Annotated in this window: 10 protein-coding genes, 1 other RNA gene and 3 pseudogenes; 9 read left to right on the forward strand and 5 right to left on the reverse strand. The window is 59.0% G+C overall.

The features are described 5' to 3' along the window. Window positions 1-226: 226 nt before the first annotated feature. From AC4ANK_RS09885 to AC4ANK_RS09905, 5 genes are all read left to right on the forward strand, one after another. Entirely contained in the window at window positions 227-886 is a 660-nt protein-coding gene (locus AC4ANK_RS09885) for a GntR family transcriptional regulator (RefSeq protein ID WP_002552808.1), read from the forward strand. A gap of 4 nt (window positions 887-890) precedes the next feature. Further along, window positions 891-4,379 carry a chromosome segregation protein SMC gene (gene smc, locus AC4ANK_RS09890; protein ID WP_002552809.1) on the forward strand — a complete coding sequence of 1,163 codons (3,489 nt, stop codon included), beginning with the start codon at window positions 891-893 and terminating at the stop codon, window positions 4,377-4,379. 250 nt (window positions 4,380-4,629) lie between these two features. Then, window positions 4,630-5,499 carry a cell division protein ZipA gene (zipA, locus tag AC4ANK_RS09895; RefSeq protein WP_002552810.1) on the forward strand — a complete coding sequence of 290 codons (870 nt, stop codon included), beginning with the start codon at window positions 4,630-4,632 and terminating at the stop codon, window positions 5,497-5,499. A 129-nt stretch (window positions 5,500-5,628) separates the two neighbouring features. Then, window positions 5,629-7,992, forward strand: a complete 2,364-nt coding sequence (ligA, locus tag AC4ANK_RS09900) for an NAD-dependent DNA ligase LigA (protein ID WP_082301340.1) — start codon at window positions 5,629-5,631, stop codon at window positions 7,990-7,992. A 639-nt stretch (window positions 7,993-8,631) separates the two neighbouring features. Then, entirely contained in the window at window positions 8,632-9,795 is a 1,164-nt protein-coding gene (locus AC4ANK_RS09905; protein WP_005731470.1) for a zinc-binding metallopeptidase family protein, read from the forward strand. 52 nt (window positions 9,796-9,847) lie between these two features. Here the strand turns inward: AC4ANK_RS09905 and AC4ANK_RS09910 are convergent. Next, a pseudogene (locus tag AC4ANK_RS09910) lies at window positions 9,848-10,057 on the reverse strand (N-acetyltransferase); the annotation flags it as partial. 76 nt (window positions 10,058-10,133) lie between these two features. Here AC4ANK_RS09910 and AC4ANK_RS09915 point away from each other — a divergent pair. Further along, on the forward strand, window positions 10,134-10,883 hold the full coding sequence (locus AC4ANK_RS09915) for an IS5 family transposase (RefSeq protein ID WP_460382697.1): 750 nt from the start codon (window positions 10,134-10,136) through the stop codon (window positions 10,881-10,883). Window positions 10,884-10,895: 12 nt separating this feature from the next. Here the strand turns inward: AC4ANK_RS09915 and AC4ANK_RS09920 are convergent. Beyond that, window positions 10,896-11,195 (reverse strand): annotated as a pseudogene (locus tag AC4ANK_RS09920) (GNAT family N-acetyltransferase); the annotation flags it as partial. Between the two features lie 226 nt (window positions 11,196-11,421). On the opposite strand from AC4ANK_RS09920, the gene ffs reads away from it, so the two are divergent. Beyond that, window positions 11,422-11,518: signal recognition particle sRNA small type (gene ffs / locus AC4ANK_RS09925), an RNA gene on the forward strand. A gap of 186 nt (window positions 11,519-11,704) precedes the next feature. Here the strand turns inward: ffs and AC4ANK_RS09930 are convergent. Then, window positions 11,705-12,358: pseudogene (locus tag AC4ANK_RS09930) on the reverse strand (DUF1826 domain-containing protein). 335 nt (window positions 12,359-12,693) lie between these two features. Here AC4ANK_RS09930 and AC4ANK_RS09935 point away from each other — a divergent pair. Then, complete coding sequence (locus tag AC4ANK_RS09935) at window positions 12,694-13,818, forward strand: mechanosensitive ion channel family protein (protein WP_002552814.1); 1,125 nt, start codon at window positions 12,694-12,696, stop codon at window positions 13,816-13,818. A gap of 17 nt (window positions 13,819-13,835) precedes the next feature. On the opposite strand, the gene AC4ANK_RS09940 is transcribed toward AC4ANK_RS09935, so the two are convergent. Together AC4ANK_RS09940 and AC4ANK_RS09945 are read right to left on the reverse strand one after the other, a co-directional pair. Further along, the gene (locus tag AC4ANK_RS09940) at window positions 13,836-15,521 is read right to left on the reverse strand and encodes an acid phosphatase (RefSeq protein ID WP_002552815.1); all 1,686 of its coding nucleotides are present in this window, start codon (window positions 15,519-15,521) and stop codon (window positions 13,836-13,838) included. A gap of 93 nt (window positions 15,522-15,614) precedes the next feature. Continuing rightward, window positions 15,615-16,394 carry a substrate-binding periplasmic protein gene (locus AC4ANK_RS09945; RefSeq protein ID WP_044343796.1) on the reverse strand — a complete coding sequence of 260 codons (780 nt, stop codon included), beginning with the start codon at window positions 16,392-16,394 and terminating at the stop codon, window positions 15,615-15,617. A gap of 109 nt (window positions 16,395-16,503) precedes the next feature. Here AC4ANK_RS09945 and dnaX point away from each other — a divergent pair, with 109 nt between their 5' ends. Further along, window positions 16,504-18,717 (forward strand): DNA polymerase III subunit gamma/tau, encoded by a 2,214-nt coding sequence (gene dnaX / locus AC4ANK_RS09950; protein ID WP_002552817.1) that lies wholly within the window; start codon window positions 16,504-16,506, stop codon window positions 18,715-18,717. Window positions 18,718-18,738: the final 21 nt, after the last annotated feature.

The following is an 18,738-nucleotide window of genomic DNA, read 5'->3' on the forward strand; positions in this document are numbered from 1 at the left end:
CAGCTCTGCTTATTGGGTCAATTTGTTTCTGACTTAGGAGTCAGGAAATTGAGTTTTTCGGCGATCTGCCGATCAAACAACCTCTGGTTCTTGAATCGCCTGCCGGGTGTATTCAAGGTTTTGCGTATTTCGTGCCAGTTTCCGCGTCTATGGCCCTGCGCCATCCGTACCGGTTGCGCTACACTTCGCGGCTTGCGTGCAGAACTGGTTTTTTTGAAGGATAGTCATGACGTTCAAGGCCCCGGACAGCCTCGCTGAGCAAATTGCTCATCATCTTGCCGAGCGGATCATTCGCGGTGAGCTCAAGCCTGGAGAGCGTATTCAGGAACAGAAAGTCACGCAGGCGTTGAACGTCAGCCGTGGTTCTGTGCGCGAAGCATTATTGATTCTGGAGCGCCGCCACCTGGTGGTGATCCTGCCGCGTCGGGGGGCACAGGTCACGGTGCTCAACGCGCATAACGTGACCAGCCTGTGTGGCCTGATGAGCGAGTTGTACATTCTGCTGGCCAATGCAGTGGTCGAGCGCTGGCGCACCGAGGATGATCTTGCGCCGTTCGTGCAGATACAGCAGCGTCTGCAGGTCAGCTTCGAGCAGCAGGACGTCAAGGCATTTGTCGAAGAGAGCTTCAATGTCATGCGCGCGGCCTATCCGTTCGCCAGCAACCCGTACCTCGAAGAAACGGTCGAGAACCTGCAGCCGTCCATGAGCCGCAGCTATTTCCTCGCGCTCGAGCAACGCAAGGCCGATATGGGCGACTACCTGGCGCTGTTCGACGAGTTGCTTGGCGCGGTGATCGCGCGGGATCTGCCGAAAATTCGTGCTGTGCTGATCGCCTACTGTCAGCGCAGCTGCCAGCTGGTGCTGGCCGCCCTGGCAGCGGACTGACGCCATGCGCCTGAAGTGCATCAAGCTGGCAGGGTTCAAGTCGTTCGTCGATCCCACCACGGTGAACTTCCCCAGTAACATGGCGGCCGTTGTCGGCCCCAATGGCTGTGGCAAATCCAACATCATCGACGCCGTGCGCTGGGTCATGGGCGAAAGCTCGGCCAAGAACCTGCGCGGCGAGTCGATGACCGACGTCATCTTCAACGGCTCAACCAGCCGTAAACCGGTCAGCCAGGCCAGCATCGAGCTGGTGTTCGATAACTCCGACGGCACGCTGGTTGGCGAGTACGCGGCGTATGCGGAAATCTCCATTCGCCGCAAAGTGACGCGCGACAGCCAGAACAGCTACTACCTAAACGGCACCAAATGCCGCCGTCGCGACATTACCGACATCTTCCTTGGCACCGGCCTGGGGCCGCGCAGCTATTCGATCATCGAGCAGGGCATGATCTCCAAGCTGATCGAAGCCAAGCCTGAAGACCTGCGCAACTTTATCGAAGAAGCCGCCGGGATCTCCAAATACAAGGAACGACGTCGGGAAACCGAAAACCGTATTCGCCGCACCCACGAGAACCTGGCGCGCCTGACTGACCTTCGGGAAGAACTCGAGCGTCAGTTGGAGCGTCTGCACCGGCAGGCCCAGGCCGCCGAGAAGTATCAGGAATACAAGGCCGAAGAACGCCAGTTGAAGGCGCAACTGTCGGCCCTGCGCTGGCAGGCGCTGAATGATCTGGTGGGGCAGCGCGAGGCTGTGATCGGCAATCAGGAGATCGGTTTTGAAGCGCTGGTGGCTGATCAGCGCAGCGCCGATGCCAGCATCGAAAGGCTGCGCGACGGCCATCATGATCTGTCCGAACGCTTCAACCTGGTGCAGGGCCGTTTTTATTCGGTCGGTGGCGACATCGCCCGCGTCGAGCAGAGCATCCAGCACGGTCAGCAGCGGCTGCGTCAATTGCAGGACGACCTGCGCGAAGCAGAGCGCGCCCGCCAGGAAACCGAATCCCATCTCGGCCACGACACCACCTTGCTTGCCACCCTGGGCGAAGAGCTGGAGATGCTTGAGCCCGAGCAGGAAATGACCAGCGCGGCCGCCGAAGAGTCGGCCATTGCCCTGGAAGACGCCGAAGCGGCCATGCAGGGCTGGCAGGAGAAGTGGGACGTCTTCAATCAGCAATCCGCCGAGCCACAGCGCCAGGCGCAGGTCCAGCAGTCGCGCATTCAGCAACTTGAACAAAGCATCGAACGCCTGGCCGAACGCCAGCGGCGTCTGGCCGAAGAGCGTCAGTTGCTGGCCGCCGATCCTGAAGATGCGGCCATTCTGGAACTGAGCGAAGACCTCGCCACCCGTGATATGACCCTTGAAGAGCTGCACGCAGGCGAAGAGCAGGCGGTCGAGCGTCTTGAGCAATTGCGTGAAGCTCTGCAGCAGGCCAGCCAGGCGCAACAGCAGGCGCAGGGCGAGCTGCAACGTCTCAACGGGCGTTTGGCTTCCCTGGAAGCGCTGCAACAGGCGGCGCTTGACCCGGACACCGGCACCGCCGAATGGCTGCGCGATCAGCAATTGGCCGAACGCCCGCGTCTGGCCGAGGGGCTGAGTGTCGAAGCGGGCTGGGAGCTGGCCGTGGAGACCGTGCTCGGCGCGGATTTGCAGGCTGTGCTGGTGGATGACTTCGACGCGCTTGATCTGGCGAACTTCCAGCAGGGCGATCTGCGCTTGCTCAGCGCAGGTGCCGATACAGTGCGGGTGCCTGGCAGCCTGCTGGAGAAAGTGGACAGTACGGTTGATCTGTCCGCCTGGCTGGGCCAGGTGATTCCGGTCGAGGATCTGGACGAAGCGCTGGCGCGACGTGCGCAACTCAGCGCCGGACAAAGCCTGATCAGCCGTGACGGCTATTGGGTCGGTCGGCACTTTTTACGTGTGCGACGTGCCAGCGAGGCGCAGAGTGGCGTGCTGGCGCGGGGGCAGGAATTACAAATGCTGGGCCTGGAGCGTGATGAGCGCGAAGCGACGCTGGCTACGCTTGAAGAGCAATTGCTGGTGCTGCGCGAGCAACAATCGCAGCAGGAAGAAGCCCGCGAGCAACTGCGCCGCCGCGTGCAGGACGAAACCCGTCAGCAAAGCGAGTTGAAGGCGCAACTGTCGGCGGTCAGGGTGAAGGTCGAGCAGTTGACCCTGCGTCGTACTCGTCTGGACGAAGAGCTGGCCGAGCTGGGCGAGCAACGCGCTGTCGAGCACGAGCACCTCGGCGAATCGCGCCTGCAATTGCAGGATGCACTGGACAGCATGGCGCAGGATACCGAACAGCGCGAAGTGCTTCAGGCGCAGCGTGATGCGCTGCGTGAGCGTCTGGATAGGATTCGTCAGGATGCGCGGCAGCACAAGGATCACAGTCATCAACTGGCGGTGCGTCTGGGCTCGCTCAAGGCGCAGTACGATTCGACGCGTCAGGCGCTGGAGCGCCTGCGTATGCAGTCCGAGAGGCTGACCGAAAAGCGCGAGCAACTGAGTCTGAATCTGGAGGAGGGCGAGGCACCGCTTGAAGAGCTGCGCCTCAAGCTTGAAGAGCTGCTGGAGCGGCGCATGGTGGTCGATGATGAAATGCGCATCGCCAAGAACGCCCTCGAAGACGCTGACCGCGAATTGCGTGAAGCTGAAAAGCGCCGGACCCAGGCCGAACAGCAGTCGCAACTGCTGCGCGGTCAGCTTGAGCAGCAACGTCTGGAATGGCAGTCGCTGACGGTGCGCCGCACGGCGTTGCAGGACCAATTGCACGAGGACGGCTACGACCTGCACGGCGTGCTCGCCACGTTGACCCCTGATGCCAGCGAGCAGGCGGCCGAGCAGCAACTGGAGAGCATCGCCGGGCGTATTCAGCGTCTGGGGGCGATCAACCTTGCCGCCATTGACGAGTACCAGCAGCAATCCGAACGCAAGCGTTATCTGGATGCGCAGGATGCTGATCTGGTGGAAGCACTCGACACGCTGGAAAACGTCATCCGCAAGATCGATAAAGAAACCCGAAACCGCTTCAAAGATACCTTCGATCAGATAAATAGCGGAATTCAGGCACTTTTCCCAAAAGTTTTCGGTGGTGGCTCCGCTTATTTGGAACTGACGGGCGAAGATTTACTCGATACAGGGGTGACAATCATGGCGCGCCCTCCCGGCAAGAAGAACAGCACCATTCATCTGCTGTCGGGTGGGGAAAAAGCCTTGACTGCACTGGCGCTGGTTTTTGCCATTTTCAAACTCAATCCTGCGCCGTTTTGCATGCTTGATGAGGTGGATGCGCCGCTGGATGACGCCAACGTGGGTCGCTATGCGCGGTTAGTGAAAGAAATGTCACAAACTGTTCAGTTCATCTACATCACCCACAACAAGATTGCCATGGAAATGGCTGACCAATTGATGGGGGTGACGATGCATGAACCAGGCTGTTCGCGGCTGGTAGCGGTGGATGTAGAGCAGGCGATGGCGCTCGTGGATGCTTGAGTTCTGGCTTGATTCAGTCGCGAAATCGCTGCGTAAGGGTCTGAAAATTTGACGTTTGTGTGATAGATGGCACTTTGGGCGGCGAAGAGACGTAACAGACGGTGTAAAGTTACCTTTGGTCGTGCTAGTTTAGTGACCACTTTTTATTTTCGCGTGGGCAAATTGCCAGTCAGAACATAGACTTGGCACCACGTATTAAAGGGGTTTAGGCCCTTATTTTCAGATTTCTTCATTAGAGGCACTGGATTACATGGAAATCGGTCTGCGCGAGTGGCTGATCGTCATCGGCATAATAGTCATTGCCGGTATTCTTTTCGATGGCTGGCGCCGTATGCGCGGCAGCAAAGGTAAGTTGAAATTCAGGCTGGATCGAAGCTTCTCCAATCTTCCGGATGAGGAGGAAGCCACGTCGGCCGAAGTGCTCGGGCCGCCCCGTGTGCTGGACACCCACAAGGAGCCGCAGCTCGATGAGCATGATTTGCCGTCGATGAGCGCCAGCCCGCGTGAGGGCAAGCGCAGCAACAGTGACAAGCGTGGCAACAGCGACAAGAAGCGCAAGGACGAACCGCAGCAGGGTGACCTGAATCTGGATCTGGACGGCCCGAGCCTGTTCACCGGGCGTGACGATGACTTCCCGGACGACAAGCCTGCCCAGCGCATCACTGAGGACAAGGACCTGCCTCCGGTTGAGGAAGTGCTGGTCATCAGCGTGATTTCGCGCAGTGAAGGCGGCTTCAAGGGCCCTGCGTTGTTGCAGAACATCCTGGAAAGCGGCCTGCGTTTTGGCGAGATGGATATTTTCCACCGTCACGAAAGCATGGCAGGTAACGGCGAAGTGCTGTTCTCGATGGCCAATGCGGTCAAGCCCGGCGTGTTCGATCTGGACGATATCGACCATTTCAGCACCCGTGCAGTGAGCTTCTTCCTTGGTTTGCCAGGCCCGCGTCATCCCAAGCAGGCCTTCGACGTCATGGTTGCCGCCGCTCGCAAGCTGGCTCACGAGCTGGATGGCGAACTGAAGGATGATCAGCGCAGCGTCATGACCGCGCAAACCATCGAGCATTACCGTCAGCGCATCGTTGAATTCGAGCGCCGTGCGTTGACCCAGCGTCGCGGTTAAGCGAATCCTTGTCCACGTCCCGATCAGGAGCATGCTCCGGCAGGCCTTTTCGGGACTTGGGCTTGAACAGAACAGAGCCAACAGATTGAGCAGCCTCGGCTGCTCTTTTGCTTTTTGAGAGAACACCGTATGAAGGCCGTCGAAACCCGAATCCTGGAACTGCGTGCAGAGCTGGATGAGCACAACTACCGCTATCACGTTCTGGATGAGCCCAGCATCCCGGATGTCGAGTACGACCGCCTGTTTCACGAACTCAAGGCCCTTGAGGCAGAAAACCCGCATCTGGTCACGCCGGATTCGCCGACGCAACGGGTTGGCAGTGCCGCTTTGTCGGCGTTCACCCAAGTGCGACACGAAATGCCGATGCTCAGCCTGGGTAACGCTTTCGAAGAAAGCGACATGCTCGAGTTTGACCGGCGGGTAACCGAAGGGCTGGATTTGCCTGCCGGGGACCTGTTTGGTGCGGGCAGCAAGGTGCAGTACAGCTGCGAGCCCAAGCTGGACGGTCTGGCAGTCAGCCTGCTGTATCGCGATGGTGCGCTGGTACGCGGTGCGACGCGCGGGGACGGGACCACCGGCGAGGACATCAGCGTCAATGTACGCACCGTGCGCAACATCCCGCTCAAGCTGAAAGGCAAGGGCTGGCCGGATGTGCTGGAAGTGCGCGGCGAAGTGTTCATGTCCAAGGCAGGTTTCGAGCGGCTCAACGCCAGCCAGCTGGAAATCGGCGGCAAAACCTTCGCCAACCCGCGCAATGCAGCGGCGGGCAGCCTGCGCCAACTGGACTCGAAAATCACTGCCAATCGTCCGCTGGAATTCTGCTGCTATGGCCTGGGGCAGACTTCGGCGGAAATCGCCGACACTCACATCGGCGTGCTTGAAACGTTGAAAAAATGGGGGATGCCGGTCAGTCGCGAGCTGAAGCTGGCGAATGGCGTCGAGGAGTGTCTGGACTATTACCGCGATATCGGTGAGCGGCGCCTGACGCTGAGCTACGAGATCGACGGTGTGGTGTTCAAGGTCAACAACCTGGCTGCGCAGCGCGAACTGGGCTTTCGTGCCCGCGAGCCACGCTGGGCGATCGCCCATAAATTCCCGGCCATGGAAGAGCTGACCGAGTTGCTGGATGTCGAGTTCCAGGTAGGCCGTACCGGTGCGGTAACGCCGGTCGCGCGCCTCAAGCCAGTCAAGGTGGCGGGTGTCATGGTCGCCAACGCCACGCTGCACAACATGGACGAAGTGGCGCGGCTCGGCCTGATGATTGGCGACACGGTAATCATCCGGCGTGCCGGTGACGTGATTCCGCAGGTAGTGCAGGTGGTTGCCGAGCGCCGCCCCGAGAATGCCAGGGCGGTGCAGGTTCCACAGACCTGCCCGGTGTGTGGCTCGCATGTCGAGCGCACGCAGCTGATCAAACGCAGCAAAGGCAAGGAAACCGTCACCGAGGGCGCGGTGTATCGCTGTGTCGGGCGTCTGGCCTGCGGTGCGCAACTCAAACAGGCGATCATCCACTATGTGTCACGTCGTGCGATGGACATTGAAGGGTTGGGCGACAAGACCATCGAGCAACTGGTCGATGAAAAACTCATTGGCTCGCCTGCCGACTTGTACAAGCTGAAATACGAGCAGATCATCGACCTGGAAGGCTTTGCCGAAATTTCCAGCAACAAGCTGCTCAAGGCGATTGCCGACAGTCGACAGCCGACCCTGGCGCGCTTCATCTATGCCTTGGGTATTCCTGATGTGGGAGAAGAGACGGCCAAGGTGCTGGCGCGTTCGCTGGCGTCTCTGGACCGCGTCAAACAGGCATTGCCGGAAGTCCTGACGTACCTGCCGGATGTCGGTCTGGAAGTCGCCTACGAAATTCACAGCTTCTTCGAAGACGAGCACAACCGTAACGTCATTGATGCGCTGTTGGGCGAATGTGGACTGAAATTGCAGGACCAGGGCGAGTTGGGTGCCGAGTTTGCGGCCAGCACTACGCTCGAAGGGCTGATCGACAAATTACATATCCCGTCGGTAGGGCCGGGCGCTGCACAGAAACTGGCTGACAGATTCGGCACGCTGGAGGCCATCATCAGCGCCGATTGGCTGGACATGCGCCAGACGCTGCCGGAGAAGCAGGCCAAATCAGTCCGTGATTTCTTCGACGAAAGCGCACATGCCGAGCGTGCCCGCGCCATAGAAGCCCAGCTCAAAGACTTCGGCATGCACTGGCGCAGCGAGAAAAAAACCGTCGAAGGCTTGCCGCTGGCCGGACAGACCTGGGTACTGACGGGGTCGCTGGAACGCATGAGTCGCGACGTCGCCAAGGAAAAACTCGAAACCCTTGGTGCCAAAGTCTCCGGCTCGGTCTCGGCCAAGACCCACACCGTGGTTGCAGGCCCCGGTGCAGGCTCGAAACTGACCAAGGCCAACGAGCTGGGGCTGACCGTACTGGACGAAGATGCGCTGCTCAAACGCCTGACCGAACTGGGCGTGGCGGTTGACTGAGGCAGGCCGACGCTCCACTTGATTATCGTGCGACGCTCCGCGTCGCATGCCGTTCTGGACGCTCTGCGTCCGATCTTGAATGTGATGGTGCGGCGTAGATCTGTGACGCAGAGCGTCACGCACGGCATTCCCACGCAGGAGCGTGCGGAACGATAATCCCAACTACCGTGCGACGCTCTGCTTAGGCATGTCTTGATCATCGTGCGACGCTCCGCGTCGCATGCCGTTCTGGACGCTCTGCGTCCGATCTTGAGTGTGATGGTGCGGCGTAGATCTGTGACGCAGAGCGTCACGCACGGCATTCCATCGCTGGAGCGTGCGGAACGATAATCCCAACTACCGTGCGACGCTCCGCTTAGGCATGTCTTGATCATCGTGCGACGCTCCGCGTCGCATGCCGTTCTGGACGCTCTGCGTCCGATCTTGAGCGTGCGGCGCAGCGCAGATCTGTGACGCAGAGCGTCACGCACGGCATTCCCTCGCTGGAGCGTGCGGAACGATAATCTTAGCTACCGTGCGACGCACCGTTTTCGCCCACGCAAACGCCGTCGACGCTATCCGTCCCCACCGTTCGATAATATTTTGAACCCCTGAAGCTTAGGCATGATCTAGTCCATGCAAGGCCAACGGGAGATCGCCATGTATCGCTTTTTCGAGCAATTGAGTTCACGCATTACCGCCCCATTTGTCGGCGAATCCAAACGTAACAGCAAGGTCTGGCAGTGCACATGCGGCCAGTCGGTGTTTTTCCCCAATTCCCAATGCCTGGCCTGTTCGGCTGCGCTGGGTTACCTGCCAGAGCAGGGGCGCGTGGCTACGCTTGAAGCAGGCCCTGAGCCTACCTGGCGCCTGAGCGACGAGCCGGGTGCTGGTCTGTATCGGCGTTGCGCCAACCTCGATACCCCGGCAGCCTGTAACTGGCTGTTTCCGGAGCACAATGCCGGTGAGTTTTGCGTTGCGTGCAGCCTCAATCGCACCATTCCCGACCTGTCCATCGCCGAAAACGGTGAGCGCTGGCGCAAGGTCGAGACCGCCAAGCGTCGTCTGGTTGCGCAGCTGATTTCCCTGGGGCTGCAGGTCATCCCCAAGAGCGTCGATGAAGAAGCCGGCCTGGCCTTTGACTTTGTCGGTGTCGATCTGGAAGGCAAGCTGCCGACCACTGGCCACGCCAATGGCCTGATTACCCTTAACATCGAGGAAGCCGACGACGCTCACCGCGAAGCGATGCGCGTGCAGATGCACGAACCCTACCGCACCTTGCTCGGCCATTTCCGCCATGAAGTTGGCCATTATTACTGGGATCGACTGATCGCCAATACCCACTGGCAGGACGGTTGCCGCAATCTGTTCGGCGACGAGCGCGCCAGCTACGCCGATGCGCTTGATCACCATTATAAAAACGGCGCGCCCGACAACTGGCAGGAAAGCTTTGTCAGTGCTTACGCCACCATGCACCCGTGGGAAGACTGGGCCGAAACCTGGGCTCACTACCTGCACATGATGGACGCGGTCGACACTGCCTTGGGTTTTGGCATGAGCGCGCGCGACATGGAGCTGGACTACCAGCCATTCCCGCTGGAAGTGCTCTACGATCCACAGCACCCAGGCGGCCCGGCGTTCCTGTCGTTCGTCAACGCCTGGATCGAACTGGCCAGCATGCTCAACGAGCTGTCACGCAGTATGGGTCAGCCGGACTTCTATCCGTTCGTGCTGCCTCCTGCGGTAATCGCCAAGCTGCATTTCATCCACTTGGTGATTCAGGATGCGGGCGGCAAGGCCGACGAGGTGTTGCAGGCTCAGTAACCCAGACAGCGCCTGACATCGCTGGATGTCAGGCGCGTGTTCAAACGCCGTATCAAAGCTTCAGCACCAGCCTGCGCTCAAAACCGATCCTTCCGCGGTAAGCCTCTCCGGTGTCCACCCAGCCCTGACCTGAATAAAGCCCGATAGCAGCGCTATTATCTGCATCTACCGAGAGCATCAAATGCTTGATGTCTGGCCACTTCAGGCTTAGCGCCGCAGGCAACGCCTGCAAGCACGCTTTGCCTAGGGTCTGTTCCCGTTTCGACGTAACCCATTGATCTCTATGAGAACAGGCCCGTATTGTTGGAGTTCTCACACAACACCAATACGAGCCTGCAATGCCCCGATTAATGCTCAGTGATGAGCACTGGCCGAAGCTTCGAGAAATTTTGCTGCACGAATCGATCTACAACAAGCGAGATTTGCGCACCACGGTTGAAGGCATGCTGTACCGCATGCGTGTGGGTTGCCCTTGGCGAGACCTGCCGAAAGCGTTTGGAAACTGGAGCAAGGTCTACAAGCGGTTCAATGCCTGGTCTGCTTCAGGCAAGTGGGTCAAGGTGCTTGAGGTGCTGATGACCGATCCTGACATGGAGTGGGTTTTCATTGATGGCAGTTATGTAAAGGCTCATCAGCACAGTGCAGGTGCTGCCAGCACGCAGGACCAGGCCATCGGAAAAAGCCGAGCCGGTAACACCAGCAAGATTCACCTGGCTGTAGACGCTTGTGGGCTGCCCATTGCATTTGACGTGACCGGAGGCCAGACCAATGATTGTTCGCAGGCGGCCTCGTTGATTGCCAAGATGCCCAATGCAGAAGTGATCATTGCGGACAAGGGCTACGACACTGAAGCGATACGCGCTCAGGTCGAGCAGCAAGGCAGCAAAGTGGTGATTCCACGAAAGCGCAATTCTCTGAAAGGGAACGCAGATCTGGACAAAGGATTATATCGCAATCGACATCTCGTAGAAAACGCCTTTGCCCGGTTGAAGCATTTCCGGGCGGCGGCTTCTCGGTTCGACAAACTCAAGAGAAACTATGAAAGCGTCATAGCAATGGCCTGCGCTTTTCTGTGGCTGCCAATGTGAAACGGGAACAGACCCTAGCCCCTTGCCCTGTTCGCGATGATCTATTTGCAACGCATGCAGCGTCGCAGCCAGCTCCTCCTGAGCCCAGTGCGGCAGACAGTCGCCACGCTTAAGCAGGAAAAAACCCACCGGCTTGTCGTCGCCCAGCAGCACAACGCCGCAAACATTCGGGCTGGGGTTGACCAGCAGAGTATTGAGCGCGGTGTAAATATCACCGGAGAACTGTGTCTGCTCCTGCGTCACCTCGAGGTATCCGAGCTGTTGGCGTTGAGAGGCGCTGAGGTCGTGGTAGTCGACCAATCGAGTCTGCATGAGCAACCTGCTGGCTGATTATGGTTGAGGCGGGCAGGGTACAGGATCGAACGGGGCCGTTTCGAGGATTTGTAACGCTGATGACCGGCACGTATTTGCCTTTTAGCCCCTGCACACAAGTGCTTGAGCCCCCTCGAAATTTTTATCCGAACCAACGGTTGTAAACTCACGCCAGACCGGTACAATGGCGCGGCTCGCCAACTGGTGAGTGTCGTTATGGTGACCCCATCGGTCCCCCCGCAACGATTACCCGTGAACCTGGTCAGATCCGGAAGGAAGCAGCCACAGCGGGAACATTGTGTGCCGGGGTGTGGCTGGTGGGGGCACCACCTATCTCAAGCTCAAGGTCCTTTTCTGAAAGGGGCTTACCCGTAAAAATGAAAGCCTATTCCTGTTTCGACTGCGCCATGCGCTGGCGAGAACTTCGTGCGTCTGTAAAAACAGTTTGCCCGGCACGGAGATAACCGCCGGATGTCTCCAATCCGGCGGTTAATCCTGCGTGGCCTGCCTTATTGCCATCGTGCCAGGAAGATGGAGCGACCACTCTGATGGGGCGAGCGGTGTATCAGTTTGGGAATGCTGTCTTCGCAAATACCTTTGCCCGCAAAGAAATAGAAGCGGTCTTGCTTGGCTTCTCTGGTTCTCTGCTCGACAGCCCTGGCATCCAGAGGCGTCATTTTCCCAAAATGCCCCGCTTCAAATATTCCTTCTGATTCTGCGCGCTTCACGTATTCGGTGCCGCGCCCCTCGATAGTGGCGATGCAGATGACCTTTTTCGGCTCCTTATCCTGATGCCATTTGTCTGCGCCCTGATTTTTGGCCCTTCGCAGTTAGAACTCATGAGGCCCCAATTGTTGTTGCTTCCCGGTGAGAGTGGTTGCAATTTCCTTCGCTACGGCTGTTGTTGATCGTTCGTAGTCGGTTGCTTTCAAATCAATAACCTTTCCAACGGGCTCCTGTCTCCAGGCGGGGTTACTGAGACTGCTTTGCTCATGCAAAAAACGTCTTGTAGGTTCTGCTATGGGAACGGTGAAATAACCTTTCTCCATGAGTTTTGCCGTCTTTTCCTGAATCTGTTCCGGCTTCAGCTTCAACTCATCAAAAGGCTGGGGCTGGGTGTAGTAAGCCGATGTGCCAACTCCGCCGCGAATGCCGTAGGTCACGGATATTTTCCTCTGGTTGAATGTGGTGTTAACCACGAATTGGCCTTTTGGGCCGCTTGAACGCTTGGTGCTTGGTAGCCCGTCGCTCGGGCCGTGAGTGGCAACTCATTGAGGAGAGGTTCCATGCTGTCCGATCAGTTTCGACGAACAGTGAAAACTCGGTGTGCGTTCAGGTGATCGATCAATAGCCAATTCAACTGAACCCTCACTCCTACACACCCCCTAACCCCTTACGCGTCGCTTGAAACCGTTTTACGGCAAGGGGCAATTCAGGTCGCTGCGGGTGTCACGGGCTTTTCGGTCAGGCGTCTCGTAGCAGTGGAGCCGGGGGCCGGATGGAACAGGACATCATCAGATTTTTCACAGACTCGCAATTTCTGGGCATTTCGCTCGCCAATTGGATACTCGCTGTGTTCGCCTCGACCATGAGTTTTATTCTGGTCAGGGGGGTTATCGGTTTTGTGCTCCGAAAGATGCGCTCGCGGCCTGATTCGCCCAGCACGCATATGCGCTACATCGTGGTGCAGGTGCTGTCGGGCACCAGCAATACACTGTTACTGCTGGCTTCGATTCTGATCGGGGTGGGCATGCTCGATCTGCCGGAGCGCTGGCTTGGGCGGGTCAGCAGTCTGTGGTTCGTGGTTGCTGCATTGCAGGTCGGGTTGTGGGCGAACCGGGCAATTGCGCTCGCGCTGCAGCGCTACTTTGTACGTCACAACGCTGGCAGCACCTATCAGGGCAGTGCGCTGGCAACTTTGAGCCTGTGGGGCGCGAAGGTGTTGCTGTGGGCCACGGTGGTCATGGCGATGTTGTCGAACGTCGGGGTCAACATCACCGCGTTTGTCGCCAGCCTCGGGGTGGGCGGTATTGCGGTCGCGCTGGCGGTGCAGAACATTCTGGGTGATGTGTTTGCCTCACTTTCCATCGCAGTGGACAAGCCTTTTGAAGTGGGCGATTTCATTGTGGTTGGCGCGCTGTCCGGTACGGTCGAACATGTGGGTCTGAAGACCACACGCATCCGTAGCCTGGGCGGCGAGCAGATCGTGATGGCCAACGCCGACATGATCAACAACACCATTCAGAACTACAAACGCTTGCAGGAACGGCGCATTGTCTTCGAATTCAGGCTCACGTATGACTGCTCTGTCGATCAGATACGGGAAGTGCCAAAGAAAGTAGAAACGATCATCAACGCGCAGAAACTCGCCCGTTTCGACCGCTCGCATTTCCGTGGTTTTGGCGAAACGTCACTGGAGTTCGAGATCGTCTTTATCGTTCTCGACCCCAGCTACAACGTTTATATGGATGTGCAGCAGGCGATCAATCTGGACATCATGGAAGCCTTCGCCGAACTGGATGTGCGTTTCGCATTTCCGTCCCGCACGGTGTATGTGGCGTCCCTGCCACCGGTCAAGACGTCGCGTCCGACTGCACTGGAGGCAGCCGACGCGAGTACCTGAGCGATACAGCGACGGAATCAGGCAGGAAAGTGCAATGCGTTGGTCAGGTCGCCCATGGGAGCCTGGCCGCGCGCGATCATGGCGTCGTCGCGGCGCTTCAGCCCGTCGAGCTTTTCCAGGCCGTGAACACGGGTAATCAGGCGCAAAATCGAGGCCGTGTCGTAGACCGTGTGGTCCACCTTGCCTTTGCGGGCGAAGGGTGAAATGACCAGCGCCGGAATACGCGTGCCGGGGCCGAAGCGGTCGCCTTTGGGCGGTGCGACGTGGTCCCACCAGCCGCCGTTTTCGTCCACAGTCACGACGATCACCATGTTGTCCCATTGCGGGCTCTTGCGCAGCACCTTGATCACCCGGTCTATGTGCCGGTCACCCGCAGCCACGTCGGCATAACCGGCGTGCATGTTCAGGTTGCCCTGGGGCTTGTAGAAGGTTACCGCGGGCAACTTGCCGGCTTCGGCATCGGCGAGGAAGCGGTTGGTGCTCGACTCGTCACCCAGGCCGCCGTCACGCAAACGTTTTTTGCGTTCTTCATGGTTTTGCGGACCCTGTTGCTTGAAGTAGTTGAACGGCTGGTGATGGTATTGAAAGTTAGGGATTTTCGGGATTCCCGTGGAGTCCTTGAACTCGTCCAGCGTCACTTGCCAGGCCCCAGCGTACCAGGCCCAGTCGACATTTCTTTTCGACAGTTTGTCGCCGATGTGTTCGTGGCTTTGCGGAACCAGCACGTTGGGCAGATCCGGTTTCGAGTAATCAGGGTTCTGCGGGTCGCGCAGCCAGGTTGGCCAGTAGGGCGGGGCCATGGTGTTGACGGCGTAGTTGTCCGGGGTAATGGCGCTGGGGCCAAACTGCGGTGGCCCCTCCATTGCGCTGGCAGGCGACTTGTCCAGTGGCTTGAGGCGCGGGTCTTGCGGGTTGAAGCTCTGCAGGGTTGCGATCTGGGATTTGGCCGGAGACTCGGCAGCGTTGGGGTAAATCGGCGCGGTGGCTGAAATCAGGTACTGGTGGTTGAGGAACGAGCCGCCGAATGCACCCTGAAAGAAGTTGTCGCACAGCACGAATTCCGAGGCAACGTCCCACAGGCGCAGCGAGTACTGAGTCTGTGCGTAGTTGCCCATGGTCAGCCCGCCAGCGTCGGCCCAGGCGACGAATCGATCATTGCGACCGTCGTTGATCTGCATCTGATTCTGATAGAAAACGTGCCACAGGTCGCGAGTGACCAGACTCAGCGGCAGATCTTCGCCGTTTGGCCCCTTGAGCGGGAAGGGAGCGTTGGGCAGGTCTTTCTGAAACTGCTCGCCTGCCGGGTAGGTCACGCCGTCAACGGTTTGCGGCCCGACCTGCAACACACCACCCCAGGCGGGCGGCAGTTTGGACAATAGCGTGCCGTCGCGGTCGCGCTGTTCATAGTCGGAAGGTCTGAGCGAGGAGAGTGGCTTCTGGACCCCGGGAAAATCGCCGAACAGGTTATTGAAGCTGCGGTTCTCGGCGTAGATCACCACAATGGTCTTCACGTTTTCGCGCAAGGCCCGGTCCAGCGCCGGCCCGGCAAGATGATGATGCTTGTCGTTGTCGGCGGGCGGTTTCTCGTGGGCCGAAACGTAGCTGCTCAGCGTGACGCCTGCGCCCAAGGCAGCCATCCCGCCCAGAAAACGACGGCGGCTGGGGTTGTTGTTGGTGTCTTCGTCGTCTGGTCTGTCGCTCATCGCCAAATACTCGCGCTGGTTAATGTATTACCAAAGATTTCAGGCGAGCGTAACGACGGAATATGACGCTATTGCTACACCGCAGATGAAGGGTTACGGGGGCGCGGTGTAGTGATCGATGATTTGCTGAATCTCGCCCGACAGGCGCATTTGCACCAGTGTGCGCAGGATTTTACCTGTCGGCAGCTCGGGGGTGTTGCGTATCAGGCAGGCCGCAGGCTGCTCTGCGACCAGCGATATGGGCTTCAGCCTTCTGCCGACAGGCAGGTTTCGATTGGTCCATTCAAGGATCAACTGGTTGGTCACGGCGTAGTTGTAGCGTCCAGCCATCAGCTTGCCGAGCGTCTGGTTCTGTGTGCGCGCGTCTTCACGTATCAGTTGATGATTATCGAAAAGATGCTGCAGGGCAGGGTAGTTGTAGCCAAGTACCGTGCCGACGGTTTCATTGTCGAACTGCTCCGGGTAAGGACCCGCAGCTGTTTCGGCTGAAGCGACCAGCCAGTCGCGTTGATAGAGAATCGGCAGGCTCCAGAGGTAATCCCCGGACAGATCGGGATACCACGCCTGTGAGCTGTAGCAATGCATGTCTACTTCGCCACGCTCAAGCGCCGACTGGATGCGCAGGCGCGGCATCACGTGGTACCTGGCTTCAAGGCCGACATGGTGCGCAACGCTTTGCATGATGTCGAACAGAATGCCGGATTCGGGCCGAAAGTCGGTGATATGCATCATCGGCATGGTCCAGCCTTCGTTGACCGCGAAGTCCAGAGTAGCTTTGGCCGCGCTGACGGTCTGCGTCGACAGCAATAGCATGCACGCCACGGCTGCACGAGGCAGCCGTGGCTCTGCAAACGTCCGTTTAAAGCGCGTCATTGGATTCATTTGCTCAGCTTAGCCACAATAGAGGCGGACACCAGATGCAATTTTGCCCCTGCTCGGCTAGCATTGGCGGTCTTCCGCTTACCAGTTGCGACGGTTTTAAATGAGTTATCAGGTTCTTGCACGTAAATGGCGTCCGCGCTCGTTCCGCGAAATGGTCGGCCAGGCTCATGTGTTGAAGGCCCTGATCAACGCGCTGGACAGCCAGCGCCTGCACCATGCCTATTTGTTCACCGGCACGCGAGGCGTCGGCAAGACCACTATCGCGCGGATCATCGCCAAGTGCCTGAACTGCGAGACCGGCATCACCTCCACGCCCTGTGGCACTTGCTCGGTGTGCAAAGAGATCGATGAAGGTCGTTTCGTCGACCTGATCGAGATCGACGCCGCCAGCCGCACCAAGGTCGAAGACACGCGCGAACTGCTGGATAACGTGCAGTACGCGCCAAGTCGCGGTCGCTTCAAGGTCTACCTGATCGACGAAGTGCACATGCTCTCCAGTCACTCGTTCAACGCCTTGCTCAAGACGCTTGAAGAGCCGCCGCCCTACGTCAAGTTCATCCTCGCTACCACCGATCCGCAGAAGCTGCCTGCGACCATTCTGTCGCGCTGCCTGCAGTTCTCGCTGAAAAACATGACGCCAGAACGTGTGGTCGAGCACCTGACCCACGTGCTGGGCGTCGAGAATGTGCCGTTCGAAGACGACGCGCTGTGGCTGCTCGGGCGCGCTGCCGACGGTTCGATGCGTGACGCGATGAGCCTGACCGATCAGGCCATTGCCTTTGGTGAAGGCAAGGTCATGGCTGCCGATGTGCGCGCCATGCTCGGCACACTGGATCATGGTCAGGTGTTCGATGTGCTGACTGCGTTGCTGGAAGGCGACGCTCGCGGTGTGCTGGAGGCGGTACGCCACCTGGCCGAGCAGGGGCCTGACTGGAATGGTGTGCTCTCGGAAATTCTCAATGTTCTGCACCGCGTGGCGATTGCCCAAGCGTTGCCCGAAGGCGTCGACAACGGGCACGGCGACCGCGACCGGGTGTTGGCGCTGGCCCAGGCATTGCCTGCCGAAGACGTGCAGTTTTATTACCAGATGGGTCTGATTGGTCGTCGTGACTTGCCGCTGGCCCCGGATCCGCGTGGCGGTTTCGAGATGGTCCTGCTGCGCATGCTGGCGTTCCGCCCGGCCGATAACGACGATGCGCCGAGGCAACCGCTAAAGCCGGTGGGGATCAGCCAGGCCACGGTTGATTCCCGAAAAGCAGTGGCTGATGCGACACCTGTTGCATCGGTAGCTCCCGCAGTTTCAACAGCACCGGTGATGGCTGCGCCCGATCCGGCCTTCGAAGCGCTGCCGCCAGCCGCCGCCCCGATGCCGACCGCTGCTGTACGAGCTGAGCCCGCAGCACAGCCAGAATCACAGCCGCAAGCACAGCCCGAGCCGGTCGAAGAAGTCGATCTGCCGTGGAATGAGCCAAAGGCACCGGTTGCCGAAAAAAACGCTGAATCCGCACCTGACACTGGCACTGTTGCAGAACCGGTAGCCGAGCCGGTTCTGGAGACTGTCTCCGAACAGCCAGACCTCACGCCAATGCCGACGCCTGCGCCCGCCAGCCCAGTGCCAGATGCGCCGGAGGCGGAACCTGTGCAGCCGGTTGCCGAGCAGCAGGTTACACCGGCGATGCTTGAAGCCATCCCTGATTCCGCCTATCTGTCCATGAATCCGGATTCGATGTCTTCGAATTCCGGCCCAATGGGGCGCGATGACGAGCCGCCAGCGGATGACGATTACGTCGAGCCGGATATCGACATCGACCCGGCGTCCTATAGCTATCTGGATGAACTGGCCCACGAGAGCGTCGTCGAGCTTGAAGCGGTCGAGCCCGAGCCCGCTCCGGCCGCCAAACCAGCCACCGGCCTTGCTGCCGACTGGCTGGAGGTATTCCCCAAACTGCCGATCTCCGGCATGACCGGCAGCATTGCCGCCAACTGCACCTTGATGGCGGTCGATGGCGATAAGTGGCTGCTGCACCTGGACCCGGCGCACAGCGCCCTGTTCAACTCAACCCAGCAGCGCCGCCTGAACGATGCGTTGAACCAGTATCATGGTCGCACGATCAATCTGAGTATCGAGCTGATCAAGCCCGAGCAGGAAACTCCTGCCCAGGCTGCTTCGCGACTGCGTGCCGAGCGTCAGCGTCAGGCCGAAGCCTCGATCCAGGCCGACCCGTATATCCAGCAGATGTTGCAGCAGTTTGGCGCTGTTATCCGGGAAGATACTATCCAGCCCGTAGACGCGCCTGCGGTGCAGCCTCAATAACTGAACACAGGGCGCCATTGG

Source organism: Pseudomonas sp. Pmew2 (assembly GCF_058129885.1).

Bases quoted from the DNA above. Each gene is read 5' to 3' on its own strand.
- AC4ANK_RS09885 (WP_002552808.1), top strand. From the start codon at position 227: ATGACGTTCAAGGCCCCGGACAGCCTCGCTGAGCAAATTGCTCATCAT.
- smc (WP_002552809.1), top strand. From the start codon at position 891: ATGCGCCTGAAGTGCATCAAGCTGGCAGGGTTCAAGTCGTTCGTCGAT.
- zipA (WP_002552810.1), top strand. From the start codon at position 4,630: ATGGAAATCGGTCTGCGCGAGTGGCTGATCGTCATCGGCATAATAGTC.
- ligA (WP_082301340.1), top strand. From the start codon at position 5,629: ATGAAGGCCGTCGAAACCCGAATCCTGGAACTGCGTGCAGAGCTGGAT.
- AC4ANK_RS09905 (WP_005731470.1), top strand. From the start codon at position 8,632: ATGTATCGCTTTTTCGAGCAATTGAGTTCACGCATTACCGCCCCATTT.
- AC4ANK_RS09915 (WP_460382697.1), top strand. From the start codon at position 10,134: ATGCCCCGATTAATGCTCAGTGATGAGCACTGGCCGAAGCTTCGAGAA.
- AC4ANK_RS09935 (WP_002552814.1), top strand. From the start codon at position 12,694: ATGGAACAGGACATCATCAGATTTTTCACAGACTCGCAATTTCTGGGC.
- AC4ANK_RS09940 (WP_002552815.1), bottom strand. From the start codon at position 15,521: ATGAGCGACAGACCAGACGACGAAGACACCAACAACAACCCCAGCCGC.
- AC4ANK_RS09945 (WP_044343796.1), bottom strand. From the start codon at position 16,394: ATGACGCGCTTTAAACGGACGTTTGCAGAGCCACGGCTGCCTCGTGCA.
- dnaX (WP_002552817.1), top strand. From the start codon at position 16,504: ATGAGTTATCAGGTTCTTGCACGTAAATGGCGTCCGCGCTCGTTCCGC.